A 24338-nucleotide genomic window follows, 5' to 3' on the forward strand; every position below is an offset into this window, starting at 1 on the left:
ACTATTATTATTTTTGTATCATATTGGATAAGCAAAATATACTCTATCGTGCAAAAAATATAAATACAAATATTCAGAATAGAAAAAATTTTGAACATGACGTAAAATTTCTCCATGTTCCATTGGATTGATTCCAACTATACTCAAGTTATATTTCAAAAGGGGGTATAAGAATTGAGGAAAACGTTTACAATTTTCATGGCCGTCGCATTCCTATTATCCATTGTTTTGGCAGGGTGCAGTTCAAGTGACAAGACTTCTTCAAAAGAAGAAAAGGATTCAGGTAAAACGACTATTCGTATTCTTTCACGTATGGGCGGGGATGATCCGGAATCAAAAGCATATAATGAGCTGTTAGCTAAATTCATGAAGGAAAATCCTGATATTAGGGTTATTGATGAATCCCTTAACGATGAGTCTGCCTTCAATAATAAGTTTAAAACATCCGTTGCCACTGGAAATGTCCCAGAAATTTGGGTGAACTATGGCGGACAAGCATTTAAAGAATATGCCAAGAACATTGCCATGGATTTAACTCCAGTCCTAGAAAAAGATAAACAATGGTCGGAAGCGTTTTTACCATTATTCGATACTTGGAAATATGACGATCTGCCGGGAATTTATGGAGTTCCTTCTGAGTTTTATAGTATTGCATTATTTTACAATAAAGAGCTGTTTGAGAAGATTGGTGCAGAACCTCCAAAGTATATTGAAGATATTCCGGAATTGCAAAAGAAATTCTCGAAGGAAGGCATTACCCTTCTTCGAATGGGAGATAAAGAAAACTTCCGCGGCGGTCACTTAATCAGTAATATCACAATGAAAAAGTTTGGATTGCAAAAAACCGAAGATCTAGTCAGCGGTAAAGCAAAATACACTGACAAAGATATGCTCGGGATCTTCAAAATTATGAAACAATGGGCTGAACTTGGAGTCTTCGGAGACAACATCGTAACGACTGATGATAATGAAGTCACTTCTGCGTTTACTAGCGGCAAAAGCGCTATGTTATTTAATGGAAGCTGGGGAATTTCATCCCTTGCTGAATCAGATATTGCTGATAAAATTGGCGTCATTCCATTCCCAGGATTCAAGGATGTACCAGATCACCTAAATACATGGCATGGCGGCGCAGGCGGTTACTCTGTATTCAAGGAATTGAAAGGCAAAAAGAAGGATGCTGCTATTAAATTAGTAAAATACTTAACATCCGTTGATACATTTAAATACTACTTTGAAAAATCAGGCGGCGGTGTTTATCCAGTCAAAATGGATATGGGTTCACTAAAAGTAGATCCGGTTACACAGGAATATACGAAAGCACTTGAATCTTCGAAAGAATTCTTAATGGAAATTACAGCGTACGATCCGCGTCCGCAATTCCAAGATAAATTAAGAAACGAAATCCAAGGAATGTTTGCAGGAAACTCTCCTGAAAAGACAGCTGAAAATATTCAAAAATTCTCAAATAATCTAAAATAACGCAATTGATATCGCTCTCGTTCGGGAGGGCGGTATCTCCTCAATCTTTAAAAGGGGGGTATTGAAAATTTTTAATAAAAAACAAGCAATGACCATATCTGTCTTTTTACTGCCTTCTATTATTCTATATTCTATCTTTTTTATCGTACCGATTTTTCAAACCTTTTATCTGTCCTTCTTTTCTTGGAATGGGATCAAATCTTCGCCGTTCGTTTATACCGGCTGGGATAATTTTATCCTTTTGTTTCAAGATGAGGCCTTTTACTTATCTTTAAAAAATGTGCTCATTTTTATCCTTGGTTCCTTTATTTTAATTATGCCGTTTTCTTTTATTCTTGCTTTAATTATTACTTCGAAAATCAAAGGAAAACGCTTCTTTCGAATCAGTTATTTCATCCCCTCCATTTTGCCGCTGACAGCATTAGGGCTTTTGTGGCAGTTTCTGTTAAAAGGGAAAGGCGGATTAATCAATAATATTCTTGTCTCCATCGGCTTTGATCGGTGGGCCCTTGATTGGCTGGGAGATCCTGATATCGCTATTTTCTCCGTTGTGGCCGTCAATGCGTGGATTTTTTGCGGGTTAAATATGATTATTTTTGCCAGTGGTATAGTATCAATCCCCGAAGAAATTTATGAGGCTGCGACCATCGACGGGGCCAATGGTTTTCAAAAAGTCATATACATTACGGTTCCATTAATGAAGGAAATCTTTAAAATCTTTTCGATTTTGGCCGTGACCCAGTCCATCCGTGTATTTGCACAAGTATATGTCATGACGGGCGGCGGGCCAAACGGTGCAACGGAAGTTCCCACTACGATGCTCTACAATCAATCCTTTGTTTATAACAACTTTGGCGGCGGTAATGCCATTGCTACCTTTATTGTTGTCACTGCACTTGTTTCAACCGTTGTACTGAATCGTTTATTCCAAGGAAAAGCCAGCTCTGCCTAAGCCGGACTTAGAAAGGAAGGTGTAAAAATGAAAATTGGAAAAATCATGATTTATGGATTTGCTATCCTTTGTTCCGTGGTTTTCTTGTATCCGCTATTCTTTAATTTGATTTCATCCTTTAAAGATAATGAAGGAATCTATAACGAAATATTGGCAATGCCTTCAAAGTGGAGATTTGAAAACTTTGTTGCTGCTTTTGAATCGGCCAAAATCCATATCTCCATTATAAATTCACTTATTTATGCTACGTTTGGAACTTTGCTGGCATTAATTTTAGGGCTGCTTGCCTCTTATCCGCTTGCGAGATTTAAATTCAAGCTGAATACTCCGCTCTATTTGTATTACACACTCGGATTAATGATACCAGTGTTCTCGATGTTGATCCCTATTTCACGGATTGTTACGGCTGTTAATGGGTTTAACAATTACTTCGTGATGATCATTTTATATGCGGTATTTGAACTGCCATTAACCATTTTCTTAATTACGGGTTACATGAAGGATTTGCCAAAAGAATTGGATGAATCCGCGATTATGGACGGATGCGGTCCATATCGTCTGCTTTTTCAAATACTGGCGCCATTAACTATGCCTGCTATCTCGACAGCGGGAATCCTAGCATTTTTTAGCATCTACAATGATCTAGTATGGAATGTACTTTTTATTACCGATCACGATATGTATAACATCTCAATGGGTCTCCTTACCTTTGTGGGGAAAATGGGTACCTCCGATATGGGTCCAATGTTTGCAAGTATCTTTATTACCATTATACCGACGATTATCGTCTATCTATTCTTCCAAGAAAAGATTGAAAAAGGACTTGGTTCAGGATCTGTCAAAGGATAGGAGTCGTCATTTAATCGTGCTGTAGGTTTTCATGTCATGCTTATTCCATAGATAAAGGATGAATCAAATGAAAATTGACGCCCATCAACACTTTTGGAAATTGGATCAACCATTTTATGAATGGCCGACACCTGATTTAAAAACCATTTATCGGGATTTTCTTCCTGAACATTTAATAGGGAATTTAAAAAGAAATCATATAACAAAAACAATTGTCGTACAGGCAGCTGAATCCATAGAAGAAACCGAATTTTTACTGGGTTTAGCCGATCATAATGAGTTTATTGGCGGGGTAGTTGGCTGGATGGACCTGTCATCCGATCAATTTCCTGCTCAATTTGAGCGATTATTAAAACATCCCAAATTTGTTGGCCTAAGGCCGATGCTGCAAAATAAGCAAAATGATCAATGGATTTTAAAGCCTGAGGTGCTGGAGAATATTCAGATTTTGGCAGAAAACGATTTTCCGCTTGACCTTTTAATCTATCCCAAACATTTACCGTATATTGTTGAATTGTTTAAGAAGATTCCTACCTTACGGGCGGTTATTGATCACTGTGCAAAGCCTGCAATTAAAGATCAAGAATGGGCACCATGGGCTGATTGGATAAAGGAAGTTTCTCACTATCAAACGTTAATGTGTAAATTATCCGGGCTGGTAACGGAAGCAGATCTTCGAGCATGGCAGCTGGATGAGTTCAAACCCTACTTTCATCATATTATTCAGTGTTTCGGTACCGACCGGATTATGTTTGGCAGTGACTGGCCAGTATGCCTGCTGGCTGCAGAATATGATGAGGTTGTAAGGATTTTAGATGAAAACCTGCCTGAAGAAATGCCAGGAGAAGAAATAGAGTTGTTATATGGAGGAAATGCAAAAAGATTTTATCAATTACCGTAAATGATGTGCGGCTAGCAAATGGGTTTTAATCTATTAAAAAGGTTAGAGGAGGGACTGCTCTATGGCAGAACAAACCTTTCAAGAAGGACTATTCTGCATTGTGATGCATGAACGGGATAATGTTGCCACACTTCTAAAAGATGTTAACAAAGGGGAAGTCATCACATACATAAAGGGAGGCGAAGCGTTTCAGGTTACATTGATCCAAGACATCAAGTTTGGACATAAAGCAGCGATTGCTCCTATTCGTCCAAATGAAGTCGTCATGAAATATGGTGAAGCGATCGGGACAGCAAGTGTAGAAATCCCTATGGGGGCCCATGTACATGTTCATAATATCGAAGGAATCAGAGGACGAGGGGATAAACAAAATGCAAGTAATTAAGGGATATCGCCGGGAAAATGGAAAAATTGGAATTAGAAATCATCTATTAATCTTGCCTACAGTTGTATGTGCCAATCAAGTCTGCTCCCGGATTCAACAAAAAGTACCTGAATCGGTAGCGATTCCACATCAACATGGCTGCAGCCAAGTCGGTGCAGATAAGGAGCGCACGCACAAAGTGTTAGCGGGGATGGGGAAAAACCCTAATGTAGGAGCTGTATTAATCGTCAGTCTTGGCTGCGAGGTTATTAATGCAGCACAAGTAAAAGCAGAAATTGAAGCAACGGGGAAACCTGTCAGCTGGATTGATATTCAAGGTGAAGGCGGTTCAGTTAAGTCGATCCAAAAGGGGATTGATGAGGCAAACAAGCTTTTGCAAAAAATTGCTGAAGCACCAAGAGAAGATGTTCTTGTTTCAGAGTTAATTGTCGGTGTAAAATGCGGCGGTTCTGACTTTACCTCTGGCTTGTGCAGCAATCCAGCTCTAGGAAAAGCAGCGGACATCCTTCTTCATGAGGGCGGAACCATTGTGATGGGGGAGACCACTGAAATCATTGGAGCGGAGCATCTTGTAGCCGCGAAGGCCGTCAATCAACAGGTAAGGGAAAAACTGTTCCAATGTGTCAAACAGTTTGAACATGAGGTTGAACGAATGGGCGTGGATATGCGTGGTGGAAATCCAAGTCCAGGAAATATTGAAGGCGGTTTATCATCGATTGAAGAAAAGTCGCTTGGATGTATTAGTAAAGCTGGTTCAGCCCCATTACAAGACGTGATTGATTTTGCCGATGAAATTCCGGCAAGTGGATATTACTTTATGGACTCACCAGGAAACGATATTGAATGTGTTTCAGGCATGGCAGCAGCGGGTGTCCATTTAGTTTGTTTTACAACTGGACGCGGTACTCCGACGGGTAATCCGATTGTGCCAGTAATCAAAATAACAGGGAACGAAATAACGGCGAAACGTATGGCTGACAATATGGATATTGATACAAGTTCCGTTTTAAAGGGAAAGCAGACACTTGATGAGTCCGGGCAAGAAATCTATGAAGCGATTATCGAAGTTGCGAACGGTCAAGAAACAAAAGCAGAGATTTTAGGCCATCAAGAATTTAGTATTAGCAGAATAGGGATCAGCTTGTAATGATAGAACGTTACTAGATTGAAAAGGGGAGAAATGGTTTCATGAGATTAAAAAATCGTATTGCCTTAGTAACAGGTGGAAGCAGAGGGATTGGCGCGGCCATTGTCGAGAGGCTGGCTGAAGAAGGGGCAGATGTGGCGATTAACTACACCTCTCCAAGTTCAAAAGAAAAGGCTGAACAATTAAAGCAGAAAGTGATCGAAACATTCCATGTTCGTGCCATGGTCGTAAAAGCTAATGTCGGCATCAAACAAGAGGTCGATCAAATGATTGCCGAGGTTGAAAACACACTCGGTGCTGTCGAGATCCTTGTGAATAATGCTGGTGTAGCCCCATTCGAGCCATTTCTAAAATTATCGGAAGAAACCTGGGATCAAACCTATCAAACGAATGTAAAATCTATTTTTCTAACGACACAGCGAGTAGCTAAAAAAATGATTGAAAAAAGGTTCGGTAAAATTATCAATATTACATCAACCGCCAGCCTCCTAGTGACAAGTCCTGTCATTCCGCACTATATTTCATCAAAAGCTGCAGCCAGCCATTTAACGAAAGCACTGGCGATTGAATTAGGGAAATTCAATATTAATGTAAACGCCGTAGGTCCAAGTACAGTCGCAACGGATATGTGCCATGATTATCTGAAAGATTCAGAAATTTTAGAAAAGGAAATTCAAGCCAACCCAATGAAACGGCTTGGCAACGAAAAACAAATAGGTGATGCGGTTGTGTTTTTAGCATCTGAAGAAGCCATGCAGGTCAACGGACATTTGTTAATGGTCGATGGAGGCCTTACAGTAAAGGCAGCCCAACCGGAAGACCATTTGGAACAAGAAAGGAACCTGATTATATGAGATTACAAGGCAAAGTAGCATTAATTACAGGTGCAGGAAGCGGGATTGGCAGAGCCGCTGCTCTCCTTTTTGCGCAAGAGGGCGCCCATGTTATCGTCAATGATGTGAACAAGGAAAATGGTGAAAATACGGTTAAGGAAATTAAAGAGAAGCGAGGAAATGCTTCATTTTATTATGCCGATGTCACGATACCGGAATCGGTACAAGCGATGGCAGCATGGGCCATCGAGGAATTCAAAAAGATTGATATTTTATTTAATAATGTCGGAATCAGTAATGTTGGCCGGGTAGACGAAGTAGCGCCTGAAGTTTGGGATCAAGTGATGAGTGTGAATGTCAAAGGAATCTACCTCCCAAGCAAGTATATCGTCCCTTATATGATGGAACAAATGGACGGATGCATTATTAACATGTCCTCATGTGCCGCGGAAATGGGGTTAATGAAACGTGCGCTGTATTCAGCGACCAAGGGGGCGATTCTTTCTTTGACAAAGGCGATGCAAGTGGACTATGCACCGTACAATATACGGGTCAACGCTTTATTGCCAGGAACGATCTTCACTCCATTTGTTGAAAATTATTTAAGAACCTCCTATAACGACCCAGAAGAAGCGATTGAAAAAATTAAGACAAGACAGCTAAGCGGCGAATTAGGAAAACCTGAAGATGTTGCGAGTGCTGCCTTATTTTTAGCATCGGATGAAGCTAGATTTATGATGGGCTCACCTGTATATATTGATGGCGGCGTTGTATTCGGAAAGAATGCTTAAAAAGAGTAAGAAAGGGAATGACATATGAAACTATTAACAATAGAAGAGAATGGAATACAAAAACTAGGTATTCAAACGGAGAATGGCATCATGGATATCGCTGCTACTGCCGAAAAAGCAAATGTTGATATCGAAGCAGATGTGATGTCTGTCATTTCAAATAGTGAACAAGAACGAACTAAGCTTCAGGATTTTATCACCCGTGCTTTAGAAGAAGAAAAAGCAGTGTTTGCTGATCCTGAAAAACTAACGTGGGGTCCATGTGTCACAAGGCCGCACAAGATCATTTGCGTTGGATTGAACTATCGCAGGCATGCAGATGAAACAAATGCTCCGTATCCAGAAGTCCCAATCTTGTTTAATAAGTTTGATAACACATTAACGGGACATAAAAGTGAAATTCCTGTTCCAAAAGTAACCGAAAAACTAGATTATGAGGTTGAATTAGGCATTGTGATGGGGAAAAAAGCCAAAAATGTAGCAGAAGATAAGGCGCTTGATTATGTTTTTGGCTACTGTACAGTCAATGATCTTTCAGCACGCGATTTACAAATGAAAACACACCAATGGTTACTAGGGAAAACTTGTGATAAATTCAGTCCGATCGGTCCTTATCTCGTTACCTCCGATGAAGTGGGAGATCCTAATAATCTAGCATTAAAAACCTATGTAAATGGAGAGCTGCGCCAGGATTCGAACACGTCGGATATGATCTTTTCCTGCCGTGAAATTGTTAGTTATATATCCCGGCATATGACTTTGGAACCTGGAGATATTATTTTAACGGGCACACCAGAAGGAGTCGTTTTAGGGTACCCGGAAGAGAAGCAAATATATATTCAACCTGGGGACCAGGTAACCGTGGAAATAGAAAAGCTAGGTTCGCTTACAAACTATTTTGTGGAAGAGAAGTAAACAAGTGAGTGTGAGTAAAAATGCTTAAAGGAATTCCTTCGATTATTTCACCAGAGTTAATGAAGACGTTAATGGAAATGGGACATGGTGATGAAATTGTCCTGGCAGACGCGAATTTTCCATCTGTAAGTCATGCTCAGCGCCTCATTAGGTGTGATGGTAATGGTATCCCTGAGTTATTAACGGCAATACTTGAATTTTTCCCTTTAGACACGTATGTAGAATGTCCAGTTGCATGCATGGCAGTTGTTCCTGGCGATACCATTCAGCCAGTCATATGGAAAGATTATGAAGATATTATCGACCGTCAATTTGAACATTCCTGTCCATTTGAGTATATCGAACGGTCTCTGTTTTATGAACGTTCAAAAAAGGCTTTTGCAGTAGTTGCCACGAGTGAAACGGCACTTTATGCCAATATTATTTTAAAAAAAGGTGTTATTAAATAGTTTGCTGATCGTAAGTAGAATGAGTAAATCAAAAAAATATGGTGGTGGAGAAATGAACAGTAGAGAAGAACGGGTAAAGTGGTTCATGGAGGACCGGTTTGGCTTATTTATTCACTGGGGGCTTTATTCGATTCCGGCAAGACAAGAATGGCTCCGGAGTATTGAACGTTTGAGTATTGAAGAGTATCAGCCATTTTTTGAAGAATTTAATCCAACGCATTATAATCCTCGGGAATGGGCGAAAGCGGCAAAAGCAGCGGGGCAGAAATATGCAGTGTTAACGGCCAAGCATCACGATGGATTTTGTTTATTTGACAGTCAATTGACGGAATATAAAGCAACAAACACCCCTGCAGGACGTGACTTAATTAAGGAATATGTCGAGGCATTTCGAGACGAAGGATTAAAGGTTGGCCTCTATTATTCGATTATTGATTGGTATCATCCGGATTATCCGAAATACGGGGACCGCCATCATCCGATGCGGGACAATAAAGAATATAAGGGCGAAGAAACCAATTTTGCCAACTACATTGAATATTTTCACGGGCAGGTTAAAGAATTACTAACGAATTACGGGAAGATTGATATTTTGTGGTTTGACTTTTCCTATGATGAGATGACCGGAGAAAAATGGGAAGCTTCCAAACTCGTGGAGATGATTCGTTCGATGCAGCCGGATATTCTTATCGATAACCGTTTGGGCGGCAATATCATGTCAGCTGAACCGGAAATTTATGCGGGTGATTTCTTTTCTCCAGAACAAATTATTCCGCCTGGCGGGATTGTCAATGCAAATCATCAGCCGATTCCGTGGGAAGCATGTATTACCTTAAATGATCACTGGGGTTATCATTCAAAGGATTTAAACTATAAATCTCCGAAACAAGTGATTCGCACATTAGTAGAATGTGTAAGTAAAGGCGGGAACCTGCTGTTAAATGTTGGTCCGAATGTAAAGGGAATCATTCCTCCGCAGTCACTTGTGATTTTACAAGAAGTCGGTAAGTGGATGGAGCAGAATGGGGAAAGTATTTATGGCTGTACAGCTGCTGACCTGCCAAAGCCAGAATGGGGCCGGTATACCCAAAAGGGCAAGTTTTTATATGCCCATGTGTTTGACCGCGGCATTGGTCCGATTTATTTCGCGGGGTTAAAAGACAGAATCAAAAAGGCAAGGCTGTTAGCAGATGGAAGTGAGCTAAAAGTGGAGGTTCCGTGGATGGCGGAGCAGTATTCGGATATTGAGAATGGTGCCTTTATCACGTTAACAGGTGCGGAATTGCCGGATGAGAAGGATACGGTTATTGAACTAGAGTTAATAGACTAGCATTTTCATATAACTGGTGGATCGGGAATGTGGGAAAAATTAACATTAACCAAGAATAGTGGAGGTTAGTAATTAAAAGATTTAAAATTTTACAAAAAATGTTGAATAGGAATTACAAGGAAGTTATAATTAGATTTAAATCTGAAATCTAGAAAAAACCAGTATTCCCAAAATTTAATATTCATTTTTTTTATCCATTTAATTTCACCAGTGGTGAAATTAAATGGATATATAACCATAATACATAGATTTTTAGATTGATTATTAAATTATTATTAACATGATGAAAAAAAGTACGGATTTAAGATTACTTTTTTCTATTAATATCCAATTAAATAATAGTCAGAAGTAATCAAAATCATATACTTCAAGGGTATTGCTGAAAAGAAAGTGACAACAGGACTAAAATACCCTAAGGAAAAAATAATCAAAGGGGGAAATCAATTGAGAAAGGCACATTATTGGAAAATACTGCTGTTAGTTGTCATCTCGGCAGTATTAGTTGTTGGATGCTCCAGCAAAGAAAGTTCAGGGGAAAAGAAAGCAGGCAGTAAAACGGAGAGCAAGGAAATGGTTATTGCTGTAAATGAAAATTTTATTTCAATGGATCCGCACAATACAGGGGATACCAATTCTAACTCCGTACAATCCGCTATGCTTGAAGGACTATTGGGGTTTGACCAAGATGGGAAAATTATTAAAAAACTTGCGGAAGATTATAGTGTTAGTGACAATGCCTTGGAATATACCTTTAAACTACGCCAAGGTGTTAAGTTCCATGACGGGGAAGCCTTCAATGCAGAAGCAGTAAAGGCCAACTATGAAAGAATTATGAAGGATGACAGCTTACGTTTAAACAGCCGCGGTTTTAGCTTAATTACCAAAATTGATGTTATAAATGATTACGAAATAAAGATTACATTAAAAGAACCATATCCTAGTATGTTAACAAGATTTGTATCTGCTAAGATTCTTAGCCCTAAGTTACTAAAAGAAGGAAATAACAATATTGCGAAAAAGCCTGTTGGAACAGGTCCATTTAAATTTGTCGAATGGGTACAAGGAGACCACTTAACAGTGGAGCGTTTTGCTGATTATTGGGATAAAAAGGATCGCGTCCAAAAAATCACTTATAAACCAGTTCCAGAAAATGGATCGCGTACTGCGATGTTAAAAACAGGTGAGGCGCAAGTCATCTATCCGCTGCCAAGTCAAAATATTAAAGAACTTGAAAGCAATAAGGATATAAAGGTTGAAAAAATCCCATCTACTATTGCTCGATATGTATCGATTAATACTATGAAAAAACCATTTGATGATCCTCGAGTCCGCCAGGCAATGAACTATGCGGTAGATAAAAATGCGTTTATCAATGTTGTTAATGCTGGATTTGGCCTTCCGCTAGATTCGATTATTCCTAGCAAAACGCTTCATTATGTAAAGCAGGAAGTGTATGAGCAAAATATTGAAAAGGCAAAACAATTGTTAAAAGAAGCAGGACTTGAAAAAGGCTTTAAAGCTGAAATCTGGGGCAACACCAACTCTGATACGATGAAAGGAATGCAGTTCATCCAACAACAATTAAAAGCTATCGGTATTGATGTCGAAATCAAATCGATGGAAGAGGGTACATTATCAGACGAGATTTACGGTGCTCAAAAACCTGAGGATACAAAATTGCAAATGTGGTATGTAAGCTGGTCTGCCTATCCATCTGATACGACCAATGCAACAAGACCATTATTCTATGGAGGCTCCTTCCCGCCAAACGGGGCAAACACTGCTTATTATAAAAATGAGCAAGTAGATAAATGGATAGAGGAAGTGGGCAAAACCGCAGATCCGGCTAAACAAGCAGAAATTTACAGTAACATTCAGTCAACTATTTACAAAGATACGCCGTGGATTTTCCTAGGTGTGGATGAAATTCTAGCGGGTAAGAGAACAAATGTAGAAGGTGTAGTCATTGAACCAGGCGGTGGGATTGACGTTACTAACGCAAATCTAAAGTAAGTAGAAACTATGCATTGTTGTTTAAAAGAAGCGGATGGAAGATTCCTAAAGTTCTTCCCTTCTTTTTAAATTTCTACTTAGCTTAAGTACTATTATCAAAACTATCGTTAAGAGAGCTATGGAAATTAATGCTAAAGTCTTATAGAGCAAAAGGTTTTTTTAGAAAGGGGTTATTGACAGTGCTCCAATATATTATCAAACGAATCTTTGAAATGATTCCTATTCTTTTCATTGTTTCAATCTTAATCTTCTTTTTTACCCACTTAATTCCGGGAGACCCTGCTCGCTTAGTTGCAGGCAAGGATGCTACGATCGAAGAGGTTGCTGCGATTAGGGAAGAACTTGGGCTCGATAAACCCATTTGGGAACAATATGTTACCTATATGGGTAATTTATTTCAAGGGGATTTAGGAACCTCGTTAAAAACAGGGCTGCCTATCATGGATATGTTTGTTGACCGCTTTATGCCCTCCATCTATTTAACCCTATTCAGTATGGTGTGGGCATTAGTCATCGGCTTACTAATTGGTACTTTATCGGCTGTATTTAAAAATAAATGGCCGGATTATCTCGGAATGGTTTCAGCTGTTTCCGGAATTTCGTTACCTGGTTTTTGGTTAGGGCTAATCCTCATTCAAATTTTCTCGGTACAGCTGGGATGGTTTCCAACCGGCGGAGCGGATGGCTGGAAAAGTTATGTATTACCATCCTTAACCTTGGGAGCAGGAATTATGTCCATGCTTGCCCGCTTTACGAGGTCATCTCTTCTAGAAACACTTAAAGCTGACTTTATTCGAACGGGACGTGCAAAAGGACTAAAAGAGTCCATTGTTATTCCAAAACATGCTCTAAGAAACTCTCTAATTCCAGTTGTTACTATTGCAGGTCTGCAGTTTGGATTTCTATTAGGTGGATCAGTTGTGGTGGAAACGGTTTTTAGTTTTCCGGGAATGGGCCGTTTGTTGATTGATTCCATTTCATTTCGGGATTACCCGGTTATACAAGCTGAATTATTACTTTTCTCCATTGAATTTATTATTGTCAATTTAGTCGTAGATATTTTATATAGTTATCTCAATCCAAAAATCCGTTATACAGCTTAAAGAAAGGAGGTTAATCATGGAGTTATCCAAAGCAGTAAATTCGAGTACTACCATTAAAAAAGAAAAGAAGTATTCCCCGTTAAGAGAATTATTGAAGAATTGGAAAAAGCAAAAGACTGCGTTATGGGCAAGCTTTTTTATTCTATTATTAATTACAGTTGCGATAATCGGCCCTTTTATAGCTCCCTATGATCCCTATAAACCTGATTATAATGCCATGTTACAAGGTCCCGGTATAGACCACATAGCTGGTACGGATGAATATGGGCGTGATATTTTTAGCCGCTTATTATTCGGTGCCAGAATTTCATTAACTGTAAGCTTTCTCTCTGTATTTTTGGGAGCGATTGGCGGAACGATTTTAGGGCTTCTTAGCGGTTATTTCGGCGGCTGGTTAGACCGGCTTATCATGAGATCAAGTGACGTTATGTTTGCGTTTCCGGATATTTTATTGGCAATTGCCATTGTTGCCATTTTGGGGCCGGGTTTGACGAATGTGGTGATAGCAGTATCTATTTTCAGTATCCCATCCTTCGCTAGGCTGGTAAGAAGTTCCACTCTTGAGGCAAAAGAAACGGTTTTTGTTGAGGCGGCAAAATCGATGGGGGCCTCCCATTTTCGGATCATGTTTCAACATATTTTACCTGAAACACTTGGCAGTTTAATTGTTTTTATATCAATGAGAATTGGAACAGCGATACTAGCTGCCTCTAGTTTAAGCTTCCTTGGTTTAGGCGCAAGTCCGGAAACACCAGATTGGGGAGCAATGCTGAGTCTCGGACGGGATTATTTAGGTACATCTACACATGTCGTCATGATGCCTGGTATTGCCATCTTTTTAACCGTGTTGGCCTTCAATATTGTTGGTGATGGACTGCGGGATGTACTGGATCCCAAAACGAAGAATGAATAAGGGAGTTTGAAGAGGATGGAGAAGCTTCTGCAGGTAGAAAAGCTCGAAACGCAATTTACGAAGGATAAACAAAAAATAAAAATTTTACACGGTGTTAACTTTCACATTCATCAAGGTGAGGTTCTGGGTCTAGTCGGTGAATCCGGAAGTGGAAAAAGCATTACTTCCCTGTCGATTATGAAACTATTTAAAGGGACGAGCGGCGAAATAAACTCCGGAAGGATCCTATTTAATGGTGAGGATTTAACTAATAAATCAGAGACAGAGATGAGGAAGATTCGCGGAAAACAAATCGCAATGATCTTTCAAGAACCGATGACTTCATTAAATCCTGTTATGAAAATTGGGGAGCAGCTGTTGGAGCCCATTCGCCTTCATTTGGGATTAGAGGAGAAAAAAGCGAAGGAACATGCAGTCTCTATTTTAAAAAAGGTAGGCATTCCAAGAGCGGAGGAAATCATGAATGAATTTCCTCATCAATTATCTGGTGGTATGCGTCAACGAATTATGATTGCCATGGCCATTTCCTGTAATCCTCAGCTGTTAATCGCAGATGAGCCGACGACTGCACTGGATGTCACCATTCAAGCACAAATATTGGATTTAATGAAACAGCTGCAGCAAAAAGAAAAAATGTCTGTTCTTTTGATTACACATGACTTAGGTGTTGTTGCAGAAATGTGTGAAAGAGTAGTCGTTATGTACGCTGGAAGAGTCGTTGAGGAGGCAGATGTCTTCGATTTATTTGAAAGTCCAAAACATCCTTATACAAAAGGATTAATTGCCTCCGTTCCAAAGCTGGGTCAAAAAAAGGAGAAATTGGACTCTATTAAAGGAAATGTCCCGAATCCAAGTGAGCTGCCAAAAGGCTGCAAGTTTGCTCCGAGATGTAATGATGTCATGCCTATTTGTTATGAACAAGAACCGCCTGAATTGAACCTTGAAAATGGTCGTTCTTGCAGCTGCTGGCTGTATAAAGAGGAGAGGGGGGGCATTCGTGTCTAAAACTCTTTTAAAAGTAACTGGATTAAAAAAATCATTTTCCATTCCAGCTGGCATGTTTGAGAAAAGAAAATTGTTAAAAGCCGTTCATGACGTGTCCTTTATGATTCCGGAAGGAAAGACGTTCAGCCTGGTAGGGGAAAGCGGCTGCGGGAAATCCACAACAGGGAGGCTAATTTCCCGACTGATTGAACCGGGTGAGGGAGAAATTTGGCTTGAGGGAGAAGAAATTTCGCAAAAGAAGGAAGCTCAATTAAAAGGAATGAGAAAAAAAGTCCAAATGATTTTTCAGGATCCATACGCCTCGTTAAATCCTAGGATGAAAGTCCGTGATATAGTAGCTGAACCCCTTACGATTCATACGAAGCTATCCCGAGCAGAACGGTATAAACAGGTATCCGAAATATTGGAAGTCGTCGGTTTAAGTGATTATCATGCGAATCGATACGCCCATGAGTTCAGCGGAGGTCAGCGGCAGCGGATTGGTATCGCACGAGCCCTTATTATGAAACCAAAGCTCATTATTGCGGATGAACCGGTGTCTGCATTAGATGTTTCTATCCAAGCTCAAATCCTAAATCTATTAAAAGAATTGCAGGCTGAATTTGATTTAACCTATTTATTTATTTCCCATGATTTAAGTGTTGTCGAGCACATTAGTGACCATATTGGGGTCATGTACTTGGGAACGATTGTGGAGTCTGGTCCAAAAGAAGCGATCTTCTCTAACCCGCAGCATCCTTATACGAAAGCATTATTGTCGTCGATTCCCATTCCAGACCCAAAGTTAAGAAGAGAACGAATAATTTTGCAAGGGGATTTACCAAGTCCGGTGAATCCGCCGGCTGGATGTCGCTTCCATACGCGCTGTCCTGTTGCCATGGACATTTGTAAAGGAACAGAGCCTCCCGTCAAACAGGGGGAAACGGCAGGTCATTTTGTTTCCTGTCATTTAGTAGAATAGTAGTTTTTTAACCATTAAACAGGAGGGATTTATTTATGAAAGTCGGTTTAAGTACGTATAGTTTAGTGAGAGAATTACGAGCAGAAACGATGACAGTGTTGGATGTTATCCAGTGGATCGCTGATCATGGCGGGGAGCATATGGAAATTGTACCATATGGTTTTTCTGTTGTTGATAATGTGGAATTAGCTGATCAAATTAGGGAAAAAGCAGAATCGGTTGGGATTGAGTTATCTGCCTATTCAATGCCGGCAAACTTTGTCCAAGAGACAGAGGAGGCATTCCTTGAAGAAGTAGAACGGATTAAAAAACATGTTGATATCGCGAATCGCTTAGGTATTAGGATTTTGCGTCATGATGTAACAGCCTTTACTTTAAAGCCGGAAGAAATGACTATCCATTATTTTGAGGAGCATTTTTCAAAATTTGTTAAAGGCAGTCAGCTGATTGCCGATTATGCTGCACAATACGGGATAACCACCACAATTGAAAATCATGGGTTTAATGTTCAGTCGAGTGACCGTGTCCAGCGAGTCATCCATGGGGTGAACCGTGACAATTTTAAAACCTCCCTCGATGTTGGGAATTTCCTTTGTATTGATGAAGATCCGCTAGTAGGGGTAAAGAAAAATCTAAAATATGCAGCAACTATTCATCTAAAAGATTTCTATATTCGTCCTTATTATGATAACCCGGGCGGCGGGGATTGGTTCAGGACGGTCAACGAAAACTATTTGCGCGGAGCCATTGTTGGTCATGGAGATTTAAACATTCGCGAGATTTTAAGATTAGTCAAAAACTCAGGATACGATGGCTATTTAACCGTGGAATTTGAAGGTATGGAAGATTGCAAAGTGGGATCCAAGATTGGAATGGATAATGTAAAGAGATTTTGGGATGAAGTTCAGTAACGATAACACGGTTGCAGAAAGGAGAATCAATTTGGAGAGTTTACGAGTTTGTGTAATTGGTGCTGGTTCGATTTCTGATATGCATTTTCAATCCTATCAGAACAATCCAAATGCTATTTTACATGGTATTTATGATTATTCAAGAGAAAGAGCGGAAGAAAAGGCAAAGAAATATGGAATAGAAAAGGTGTATTCCTCATTAGATGAGGTTTATAATGACCCTTATATAGATGCTGTCAGCATTTGTACTTGGAATAATACCCATGCTGAGATCTCCATAAGTGCCTTGAAAGGAGGAAAGCACGTTTTAGTAGAAAAACCTCTTTCCATGACAGTAGAAGAAGCGTTAAAGATAGAGGAAGCGGTACATAAATATAACAAGCTATTACAGGTTGGCTTTGTTAGACGATTTGCCACGAATACGAAGGTATTAAAATCGTTTATTGATCATGGGAAATTAGGAGAGATCTATTACGCAAAGGCCTCATGCTTACGCCGTTTAGGGAATCCAGGCGGATGGTTTGCGGATAAAGAACGCTCTGGCGGCGGTCCATTAATCGATCTTGGGGTTCATATCATTGATATATGCTGGTATTTAATGGGGCGCCCAAAAGTAAAATCCATCACCGGGAACACCTATCATCAACTTGGAAACCGGGGGAACGTAGAGAATTTACGTTTTTATAAAGCGGCCGATTTTGATAAAGAGAGAAATGCAGTCGAAGATTTAGCCAATGCCCTCATTACATTTGAGAATGGTGCTTCTTTACTGGTAGATGTTTCATTCACTTTACACGCAAAGAAAGATGAAATCCAGGTGAAATTGTTTGGAACAAAGGGCGGGGCGGAGCTTGAACCGGAATTAGTCTTGATTAGTGAAGAAAATGATACGATTATCAATATTCACCCCCAGATTGACCATTTGACTTTTGATTTTACCAATGCCTTTCAAAATGAAATTGATTCATTTATATCTTCCTGCTTATCAGGTACTAAACCAATCGCCCCTGTTGAAGATGGGGTTGAAATCATGAAAATGTTGGCCGGAATCTACGAGGCTGCTGAAAAGAAGTGCGAGGTGGTTTTTTAACCCATGTTAAAGGTGACCAATAAAATTGGTGTGATAGTCGATAGTCTTTGTTTACCTCTAAGGGAAGGGTTAAAAGCTACAAAAGAAATGGGAGCTGACGGTGTCCAAATTTATGCTGTAAGCGGGGAAATGGCACCGGAAAACTTAAGCCCGGCTTCCCGTAAAGAGTTAAAAACCTATATTGAATCATTAGGATTAGAAATCTCGGCGCTTTGCGGGGATTTAGGCGGCCATGGGTTTCAGGATGCCCGGCAAAACAAGGAGAAAATTGAAAAATCAAAACGAATTTTGGATCTGGCAGTTGAACTGGGGACAAATATTGTCACGACTCATATCGGCATTGTACCGGAGGAAAAGGATAGTTATATATATGATGCGATGCAATCGGCCTGTGAGGAATTGGGGATTTATGCTAAAAGTATGAATGCGTACTTTGCGATAGAAACAGGTCCTGAAACAGCTTCACGATTAAAATCCTTTTTGGATAGTTTAAGTACTAATGGCGTTTCCATTAATTTTGATCCGGCCAATATGGTGATGGTAACCGGAGATGACCCTGTGGCTGGAGTGAAGCTGCTCAAAGATTATATCGTCCATACGCATGTGAAAGATGGGGTTCAGCTAAAACCGGTAGACCCTCGTGATGTTTATGGAGCACTTGGCTATGGCGGCGGTACGGATCATGAAAAAATAGCTCGAATGGTGGCTTCCGGTGAGTATTTCAGGGAATTGCCCCTTGGAAAGGGAGCTGTAGACTTTCCTAATTACTTTGAGGCATTAAAACAAATTCAGTATGAGGGGTATTTAACGATCGAACGTGAGGTTGACACGAATCCAGTTAAAGATATTTCTGCGGCAATCCAATTTATTAAAACATTTTACTAAAGGACAAACTTCATTTGAGGGGAATCCACTTTACGATTCCCTTCCGATTAAAAAATGATGTTAGTTCTTTCAAAAGTGAGAGCTGACATGATTTTTTAACCATTTTTTAACAAATTATTTTAAAAAGGGAATGTAAATAATGGAGAAGCAAGATCAACTTTTAATGAAAAAACAAAATAAAAATCTAGTCCTTGAAATTATCAAAAACCAATCACCCATTTCCAGAATGGAAATTGCGAAAGTAACAGGAATGAGCCCAACATCTATTACGCGAATTGTCAATGAGTTACATTTACAGGGATTTGTGAGAGAAACCGAATTAGTCACATCCGGCGTAGGAAGAAAGGCAGCATTATTGGATGTTTGCGGTGATGTTCTTTATTCCGTTGGAGTAGAAATCGATAAATTAATTATCAACATTGGTATCGTTAATTATATCGGAGAAATTGTTGCATGGCAGACTACTCCCAGAGATGAGAGGGAGGGTTATGAAGAAACGCTTAAAAAAGTAAGGAATAATATAAGGGAATTAATTGATAAAAATCAAGTACCTGTCGAAAAAATCCTTGGAATCGGAGTAGGTCTTCCTGGTTCCATCGATTATATGAATGGCGTGGTAAAGATATCGGAACAGCTGAAATGGAAGAATAAGAACCTGGCTAAGGATCTTCAACAACTCACTGGCTTTGGGGTCATTATTGATAATGAACTAAAAATGAAAATCATCGCAGAAAATTTCAAGGGAAGGGCAAGGGATTCGCAAAATGCTGTTCTCATGGGTATTGGATCAGGAATTGGTGCTGCGATCATTCTTAATGGAGAAATATACCGCGGTGATTCCAACGATGCAGGGGAGATTGGCCATACCGTCATTGACCCGACGGGGAATGTATGCAATTGCGGAAAAATCGGCTGCCTTGCTACTTATATTTCTGAAGGCGCGATTATTGCCGACAGCAGGAAGGTAAAGGACATTCAGACCATCGATGAGGTTTTCGATGCCTGTCGAAAGCGGGAATCTTGGGCCATTAATATTATGGACCGAACCGCCACCTACATCGCCCTCGCTTTAAGCAATATCCTTTGTCTGTATAACCCGGAAATGATTATTCTAAGCGGGAATACCATTGAAAAACTTCCTGAAATAAAAGGTTCTATTAAGCAAAAATGTGAGCTGTATGTTTGGGAGCCGTTAAAAGCACGTGTAAAAATCGTCTACTCACAGTTAGGAGATCAGGGAGTCGTACTTGGTGCAGCTATTCAAGCTCAAAATTCCTTGTTGGAATTACAGTAATATTTTTTCTAAGGAGAGGAGTATTGTATGAATTATGTAACATTAGTAGAAGAAACAAGAGCCGGTTTGATGGAAAATGTTCATATAGGAATGATAGGTGGTGTTAACGACCAATTGGAAACGGTGTATCATGCCGGGAATCATGATCATTATACCTTTTATCGGTCTGCCGCTAAGCCCATCCAAGCGCTTCCTGTATTTTTATCTAATATCGTGGCGAAATATGGTCTGACAAGAGAAGAAGCAGCCCTGTTTACTGCTTCTCACAGAGGGGAAACCTATCATGTTAAAGCTCTTGAGTCCATGTTGAGCAAGCTGCCTGTTAGCGAAGAGGAATTATTCTGCCCGCCCTCCTATCCATTAAACGTCAAGCCGCGTGAGGAAATGTTGTGGAACCATAAAGAAAAAAGACGGCTTTATCACAACTGCTCAGGTAAGCATATGGGCTTTGTCACGGTTTGCCGTGAATTGGGCTATCCGGTTGAAGGATACTGGGAAGCAGACCATCCACTTCAGCAGCAAATTTTGTTCATCCTCTCCACTTTATCGGAAGTACCCGTTTCAGAAATAAAGATCGGTACAGATGGCTGCGGTGTACCTGTGTTCGCGATTCCGTTGAAAAATATGGCGATTACCTATTTAAAATTGGCATGTCCTGACATTATTAAAGATCCATTATTGCAAAAAGCGGTGAAGGAAATGACCAGCGTGATGAATGAACATCCAATGATGGTGGCTTCGGAAAAATTTATTTGCTCCGTTTTGCTGCAAGATCCAAATATGGTCGCAAAAGGCGGAGCACAAGGTGTTTATTGCTTCGGATTGAAAAAGGAAAGACTAGGCTTTGCCTTAAAAGTATTAAATGGCTCTGAAGAGGTTTGGCCAAATATTGTTGCCTCTATCCTTGAGCAAATTAACTACGGCAACAAAGAAACAATCGCGAGAATAAGAGAGTTAAAGCCGTCGATTGTAAGGAATGATGCAGGGGTTGAGGCAGGAGCAGTTAAAGAGACGTTTTCACTTATCAAATCTCAAGAAATGACAGAAAAACGTGCATGATGATTAAAGAAGTCTGTGTAGAAAATTTCACTGTTGTGCCTGAAGCAATCGAGCGTGGAGCTAGCCGGATAGAGCTTTGTGATAACTTAGCGGTCGGCGGAACAACGGTTAGTCATGGGGTAGCTGCAAGAACAATTAAATATTGTCACAGTAAGAATATTAAGGTTATGTCCATTGTTAGGCCAAGGGGTGGAAACTTCGTGTATAACAAGATGGAAATAGACATTATGCACGAAGAGATTGTTCATTTAAAACACCTGGGAACAGACGGAGTGGTGATGGGCTGCTTAAATGAATCAGGCTGGATTGATGAGAGGAATATGCATACATTGCTGCAAGCCGCTAGTGGTCTGGATATTACCTTTCATATGGGGTTTGATCAGATTAAGCGGAAATACCAGTTGGATGCTATTAATTGGTTGGCAGGCCATGGTGTTCAGCGGATTTTAACCCACGGTGGGCCAAGCCATACAGCAATTGAAAACAACCTTACCCGATTGAAAGAATATGTCAATTTTGCAGGCGATCGAATGATCATCCTTCCTGGAGGCGGTATTACTGATAGAAACCTAGAGGCTCTTATCAGTAAGGTAAACGTAAGAGAGGCTCATGGAACAAAAATTGTAGGTGAACTTGGAACTAAGTGAGATCATACAATTCAACCGTGAGCGAATGTAAATAATGATAAAATAAAAAACAGCCTAACCCCATACATGAATGTAGGGGCTTGCGGTTGTTTTTTTGGTCATACCATGCAAAAATAAAATAAAATTAATGAAAATGTGATATTTAGGAGGGACCTGCCTTGAAAGTAGCTATTGCACAAGTATCTACCAGCGTTGATAAAGCCTCTAATTTAGAGAAGGCGATTCAATACATTGCGAAGGCAAAAGGGATGGGCGCAGATTTTGTGGTGTTACCGGAATTTTATATGGTGCTGGCCACTCCAAAGACTGGCGTGCTTCCGGCGGAAGCAGCTGAACCATTGGATGGTCCATTTGTTTCCGCTCTTAAAGAGGCCGCCCGGACAAACGAAATCTATGTTGTTTGTGGAATGTATGAATCGAAAGCGGGTGATGACGGACGAGCCTATAATACAACTGTATTTATTAATCGTTCGGGGCAACTTTTACATTCCTATCGAAAGACACATTTATATGATGCTTTCAGCTTTAAAGAGTCTGATACCATTATTCCTGGTGAAAATAAGTATAAAGTAGTAGAAACAGAGTTTGGAAAAATTGGTTTAATGGTCTGCTATGAACTAAGATTTCCAGAAATCGCAAGACAGTTTGCGCTTCAGGAAGCAGATGTATTGCTTGTTCCGGCAGGATGGATGGCTGGTCCTATGAAAGAGGATCATTGGCAGACACTTATTCGCGCAAGAGCGATTGAAAACACGATGTTCGTCATTGGTGCAGACCTGGTTGGTCCTGAGTTTGCCGGCCGGAGTCTGGTCGTTGATCCGATGGGAGTTGTTATTGCCAGTGGAGGAGAAGAAGAAACCCTTATTCTCGCCGAATTGGACTTAGAGCGGATCGAACGAGTCAGAGAAAAGCTGCCCAGCGTAAAACACAGAAAACCGGAATTTTACCAGTGACAAGCACCTACTGCGATTTTTTTGGAGGCATTAAATGGGCTATATTGAAGATTTGCGAGAATTAATTGGAACCAGGCCGCTCATTTTAGTAGGCGCAATCGTGGCTGCTATGGATGATGATGGCAAAATCCTCTTACAAAAAAGACCAGAGGGCATTTGGACACTTCCAGGCGGATTGTTAGAACTAGGAGAATCTGCAGAAGAAGCAGCAAGAAGAGAGGTATTTGAGGAGACGGGTATTGAAATCGGTCAGCTGCAGTTAACAGCTGTTTTTTCAGGTAAACAGTATTTTCGGAAACTGCCAAATGGGGATGAATTCTATCCTGTCACCATTGCCTATATTTCAAAAGATATTAAGAATAATACCCTCAAAATTGATGGGCAGGAAACGATTGATGCCGGATTTTTTCCAATCCAAGAGCTGCCCGATCATACAAGCCCATTAGTTATGAAGATAATAAAAAGCATTGAATAGGATTAAAAATCAAAAGCCGCAGGTATTGGAGTCAACTCCTGACTGCGGCTGTTTTCTTATGAAACTAAATGTGATCATAAACGATTCTAATCTATAAGACCACTTCAAAATCTTTAACGTATACGGCACTTCCCGTGATTTCTATATCAAATTGATCTTTATTTTTCGTGACATGCACCATTACCCGGCCATCCTTATCCATTTCCTGACCCTGTTCTACTAAGAGCTCTAACGTTTTTCCAAAATGGCTGTTTATATAGGATGCAAAATAAGCTCCCATCACTCCTGAAGCAGTGCCAGTTACTGGGTCCTCTATTGTACCAGAATAAGGGGAAGAAAAGTGACGGGCATGCATATGAGCATTCGCATCATACGTTTCTAAGCAAAAGGGATGAATAGATGCTTTGGGCATTTCCTTTAAAATGGAAGGGAATAACTCATTATTCGGCTTCATCTTTTTAAAAGTCTCGAGTTTTTTTATTGGAAGCAATAAAGTCCAGATACCAGTACTGCCATATAGGATAGGCAAAGTATCATCAATATCCCCTTTAACAAGCCCAATCGAGTCAGCTAAATCATCCACTGATCCTGTAAATTCTGCAAATTGGGGTGAAGCCTGTTTCATTGTAATCTGAATGTCAGCATTTGAAAGGGCATCAATCTTTATCGGCAGGATACCTGCAAGTGTTTCGATAGTTAAGGTATCTTTTTGCTTTAGTAATTCCTTCTTTCTTAATGCATAGATGGCCGCCATTGTCCCATGGCCACAAAGGTTCATTTCATGACCGGGTGTAAAATAACGTAATCTAAGATCAGCAACATTCGAATTCATAATAAAAGCTGTTTCATTAAAGCCAGCTTTAAAGGCTATTTCTTGCATTTCGCTATCTGTTAGGTTGTCACCGTTTAAAACTACTCCCGCTGGATTCCCTTTGTTGGGCTTTGTACTAAATGCATCATAATGATAAAGCGTCACTGAATTCATGTTTCATTTC

25 protein-coding genes are annotated in these 24338 nt (G+C 40.0%); 24 read left to right on the top strand and 1 reads right to left on the bottom strand.

Features of this window, described 5'->3' with window-relative positions; genetic code table 11:
* Positions 1-174: 174 nt before the first annotated feature.
* From AC59HZ_RS12425 to AC59HZ_RS12540, 24 genes are all read left to right on the top strand, one after another.
* Positions 175-1482, top strand: a complete 1308-nt coding sequence (locus AC59HZ_RS12425) for an ABC transporter substrate-binding protein (RefSeq protein WP_496546136.1) — start codon at positions 175-177, stop codon at positions 1480-1482.
* Positions 1483-1543: 61 nt separating this feature from the next.
* Positions 1544-2434: a carbohydrate ABC transporter permease gene (locus tag AC59HZ_RS12430; RefSeq protein WP_496546137.1), complete on the top strand. Its 891-nt coding sequence runs from the start codon at positions 1544-1546 to the stop codon at positions 2432-2434.
* Between the two features lie 27 nt (positions 2435-2461).
* On the top strand, positions 2462-3283 hold the full coding sequence (locus AC59HZ_RS12435) for a carbohydrate ABC transporter permease (protein WP_496546138.1): 822 nt from the start codon (positions 2462-2464) through the stop codon (positions 3281-3283).
* Positions 3284-3341: 58 nt separating this feature from the next.
* Positions 3342-4184 carry an amidohydrolase family protein gene (locus AC59HZ_RS12440; protein ID WP_496546139.1) on the top strand — a complete coding sequence of 281 codons (843 nt, stop codon included), beginning with the start codon at positions 3342-3344 and terminating at the stop codon, positions 4182-4184.
* Between the two features lie 61 nt (positions 4185-4245).
* On the top strand, positions 4246-4569 hold the full coding sequence (locus AC59HZ_RS12445; protein WP_496546140.1) for a UxaA family hydrolase: 324 nt from the start codon (positions 4246-4248) through the stop codon (positions 4567-4569).
* Positions 4556-5716 carry a UxaA family hydrolase gene (locus AC59HZ_RS12450; RefSeq protein WP_496546141.1) on the top strand — a complete coding sequence of 387 codons (1161 nt, stop codon included), beginning with the start codon at positions 4556-4558 and terminating at the stop codon, positions 5714-5716. The genes AC59HZ_RS12445 and AC59HZ_RS12450 overlap by 14 nt, the downstream gene beginning before the upstream one ends.
* Positions 5717-5757: 41 nt before the next feature.
* Positions 5758-6570, top strand: coding sequence for an SDR family NAD(P)-dependent oxidoreductase (locus AC59HZ_RS12455; protein WP_496546142.1), 813 nt, complete (start codon positions 5758-5760; stop codon positions 6568-6570).
* Positions 6567-7340, top strand: coding sequence for an SDR family NAD(P)-dependent oxidoreductase (locus AC59HZ_RS12460; RefSeq protein WP_496546143.1), 774 nt, complete (start codon positions 6567-6569; stop codon positions 7338-7340). The genes AC59HZ_RS12455 and AC59HZ_RS12460 overlap by 4 nt, the downstream gene beginning before the upstream one ends.
* A gap of 24 nt (positions 7341-7364) precedes the next feature.
* The gene (locus AC59HZ_RS12465; protein ID WP_496546144.1) at positions 7365-8255 is read left to right on the top strand and encodes a fumarylacetoacetate hydrolase family protein; all 891 of its coding nucleotides are present in this window, start codon (positions 7365-7367) and stop codon (positions 8253-8255) included.
* A gap of 20 nt (positions 8256-8275) precedes the next feature.
* Positions 8276-8704 carry an RbsD/FucU family protein gene (locus tag AC59HZ_RS12470; protein WP_496546145.1) on the top strand — a complete coding sequence of 143 codons (429 nt, stop codon included), beginning with the start codon at positions 8276-8278 and terminating at the stop codon, positions 8702-8704.
* A gap of 19 nt (positions 8705-8723) precedes the next feature.
* Positions 8724-10034 carry an alpha-L-fucosidase gene (locus tag AC59HZ_RS12475; protein WP_496546146.1) on the top strand — a complete coding sequence of 437 codons (1311 nt, stop codon included), beginning with the start codon at positions 8724-8726 and terminating at the stop codon, positions 10032-10034.
* Between the two features lie 444 nt (positions 10035-10478).
* A complete protein-coding gene (locus AC59HZ_RS12480) occupies positions 10479-12047 on the top strand; it encodes a glutathione ABC transporter substrate-binding protein (RefSeq protein WP_496546147.1) in 1569 nt (522 codons plus the stop codon).
* 179 nt (positions 12048-12226) lie between these two features.
* Positions 12227-13150 (top strand): nickel ABC transporter permease, encoded by a 924-nt coding sequence (gene nikB / locus AC59HZ_RS12485; protein WP_430071663.1) that lies wholly within the window; start codon positions 12227-12229, stop codon positions 13148-13150.
* Between the two features lie 16 nt (positions 13151-13166).
* On the top strand, positions 13167-14063 hold the full coding sequence (locus tag AC59HZ_RS12490) for an ABC transporter permease (protein ID WP_430071666.1): 897 nt from the start codon (positions 13167-13169) through the stop codon (positions 14061-14063).
* A gap of 15 nt (positions 14064-14078) precedes the next feature.
* Positions 14079-15068 carry an ABC transporter ATP-binding protein gene (locus tag AC59HZ_RS12495; protein ID WP_496546148.1) on the top strand — a complete coding sequence of 330 codons (990 nt, stop codon included), beginning with the start codon at positions 14079-14081 and terminating at the stop codon, positions 15066-15068.
* Positions 15061-16029 (top strand): ABC transporter ATP-binding protein, encoded by a 969-nt coding sequence (locus AC59HZ_RS12500; protein WP_496546149.1) that lies wholly within the window; start codon positions 15061-15063, stop codon positions 16027-16029. Before AC59HZ_RS12495 ends, AC59HZ_RS12500 begins: the two co-directional genes overlap by 8 nt.
* A gap of 35 nt (positions 16030-16064) precedes the next feature.
* A complete protein-coding gene (locus AC59HZ_RS12505) occupies positions 16065-16940 on the top strand; it encodes a sugar phosphate isomerase/epimerase family protein (RefSeq protein ID WP_496546150.1) in 876 nt (291 codons plus the stop codon).
* A 31-nt stretch (positions 16941-16971) separates the two neighbouring features.
* The gene (locus AC59HZ_RS12510) at positions 16972-18030 is read left to right on the top strand and encodes a Gfo/Idh/MocA family protein (protein WP_496546151.1); all 1059 of its coding nucleotides are present in this window, start codon (positions 16972-16974) and stop codon (positions 18028-18030) included.
* A gap of 3 nt (positions 18031-18033) precedes the next feature.
* Positions 18034-18915 (top strand): sugar phosphate isomerase/epimerase family protein, encoded by an 882-nt coding sequence (locus tag AC59HZ_RS12515; protein WP_496546152.1) that lies wholly within the window; start codon positions 18034-18036, stop codon positions 18913-18915.
* Positions 18916-19054: 139 nt separating this feature from the next.
* Complete coding sequence (locus AC59HZ_RS12520) at positions 19055-20209, top strand: ROK family transcriptional regulator (RefSeq protein WP_496546153.1); 1155 nt, start codon at positions 19055-19057, stop codon at positions 20207-20209.
* 27 nt (positions 20210-20236) lie between these two features.
* Positions 20237-21268, top strand: a complete 1032-nt coding sequence (locus AC59HZ_RS12525) for an asparaginase (RefSeq protein ID WP_496546154.1) — start codon at positions 20237-20239, stop codon at positions 21266-21268.
* Positions 21265-21915, top strand: coding sequence for a copper homeostasis protein CutC (locus AC59HZ_RS12530; RefSeq protein ID WP_496546155.1), 651 nt, complete (start codon positions 21265-21267; stop codon positions 21913-21915). The genes AC59HZ_RS12525 and AC59HZ_RS12530 overlap by 4 nt, the downstream gene beginning before the upstream one ends.
* 158 nt (positions 21916-22073) lie before the next feature.
* Positions 22074-22868: a carbon-nitrogen hydrolase family protein gene (locus AC59HZ_RS12535; protein WP_496546156.1), complete on the top strand. Its 795-nt coding sequence runs from the start codon at positions 22074-22076 to the stop codon at positions 22866-22868.
* 34 nt (positions 22869-22902) lie between these two features.
* Positions 22903-23343, top strand: coding sequence for an NUDIX hydrolase (locus AC59HZ_RS12540; protein WP_496546157.1), 441 nt, complete (start codon positions 22903-22905; stop codon positions 23341-23343).
* A gap of 91 nt (positions 23344-23434) precedes the next feature.
* Here the strand turns inward: AC59HZ_RS12540 and AC59HZ_RS12545 are convergent, their stop codons facing one another.
* Positions 23435-24328, bottom strand: coding sequence for a PhzF family phenazine biosynthesis isomerase (locus AC59HZ_RS12545; RefSeq protein WP_496546158.1), 894 nt, complete (start codon positions 24326-24328; stop codon positions 23435-23437).
* Positions 24329-24338 lie beyond the last annotated feature (10 nt).

Source organism: Neobacillus sp. DZ-9, from assembly GCF_059587065.1.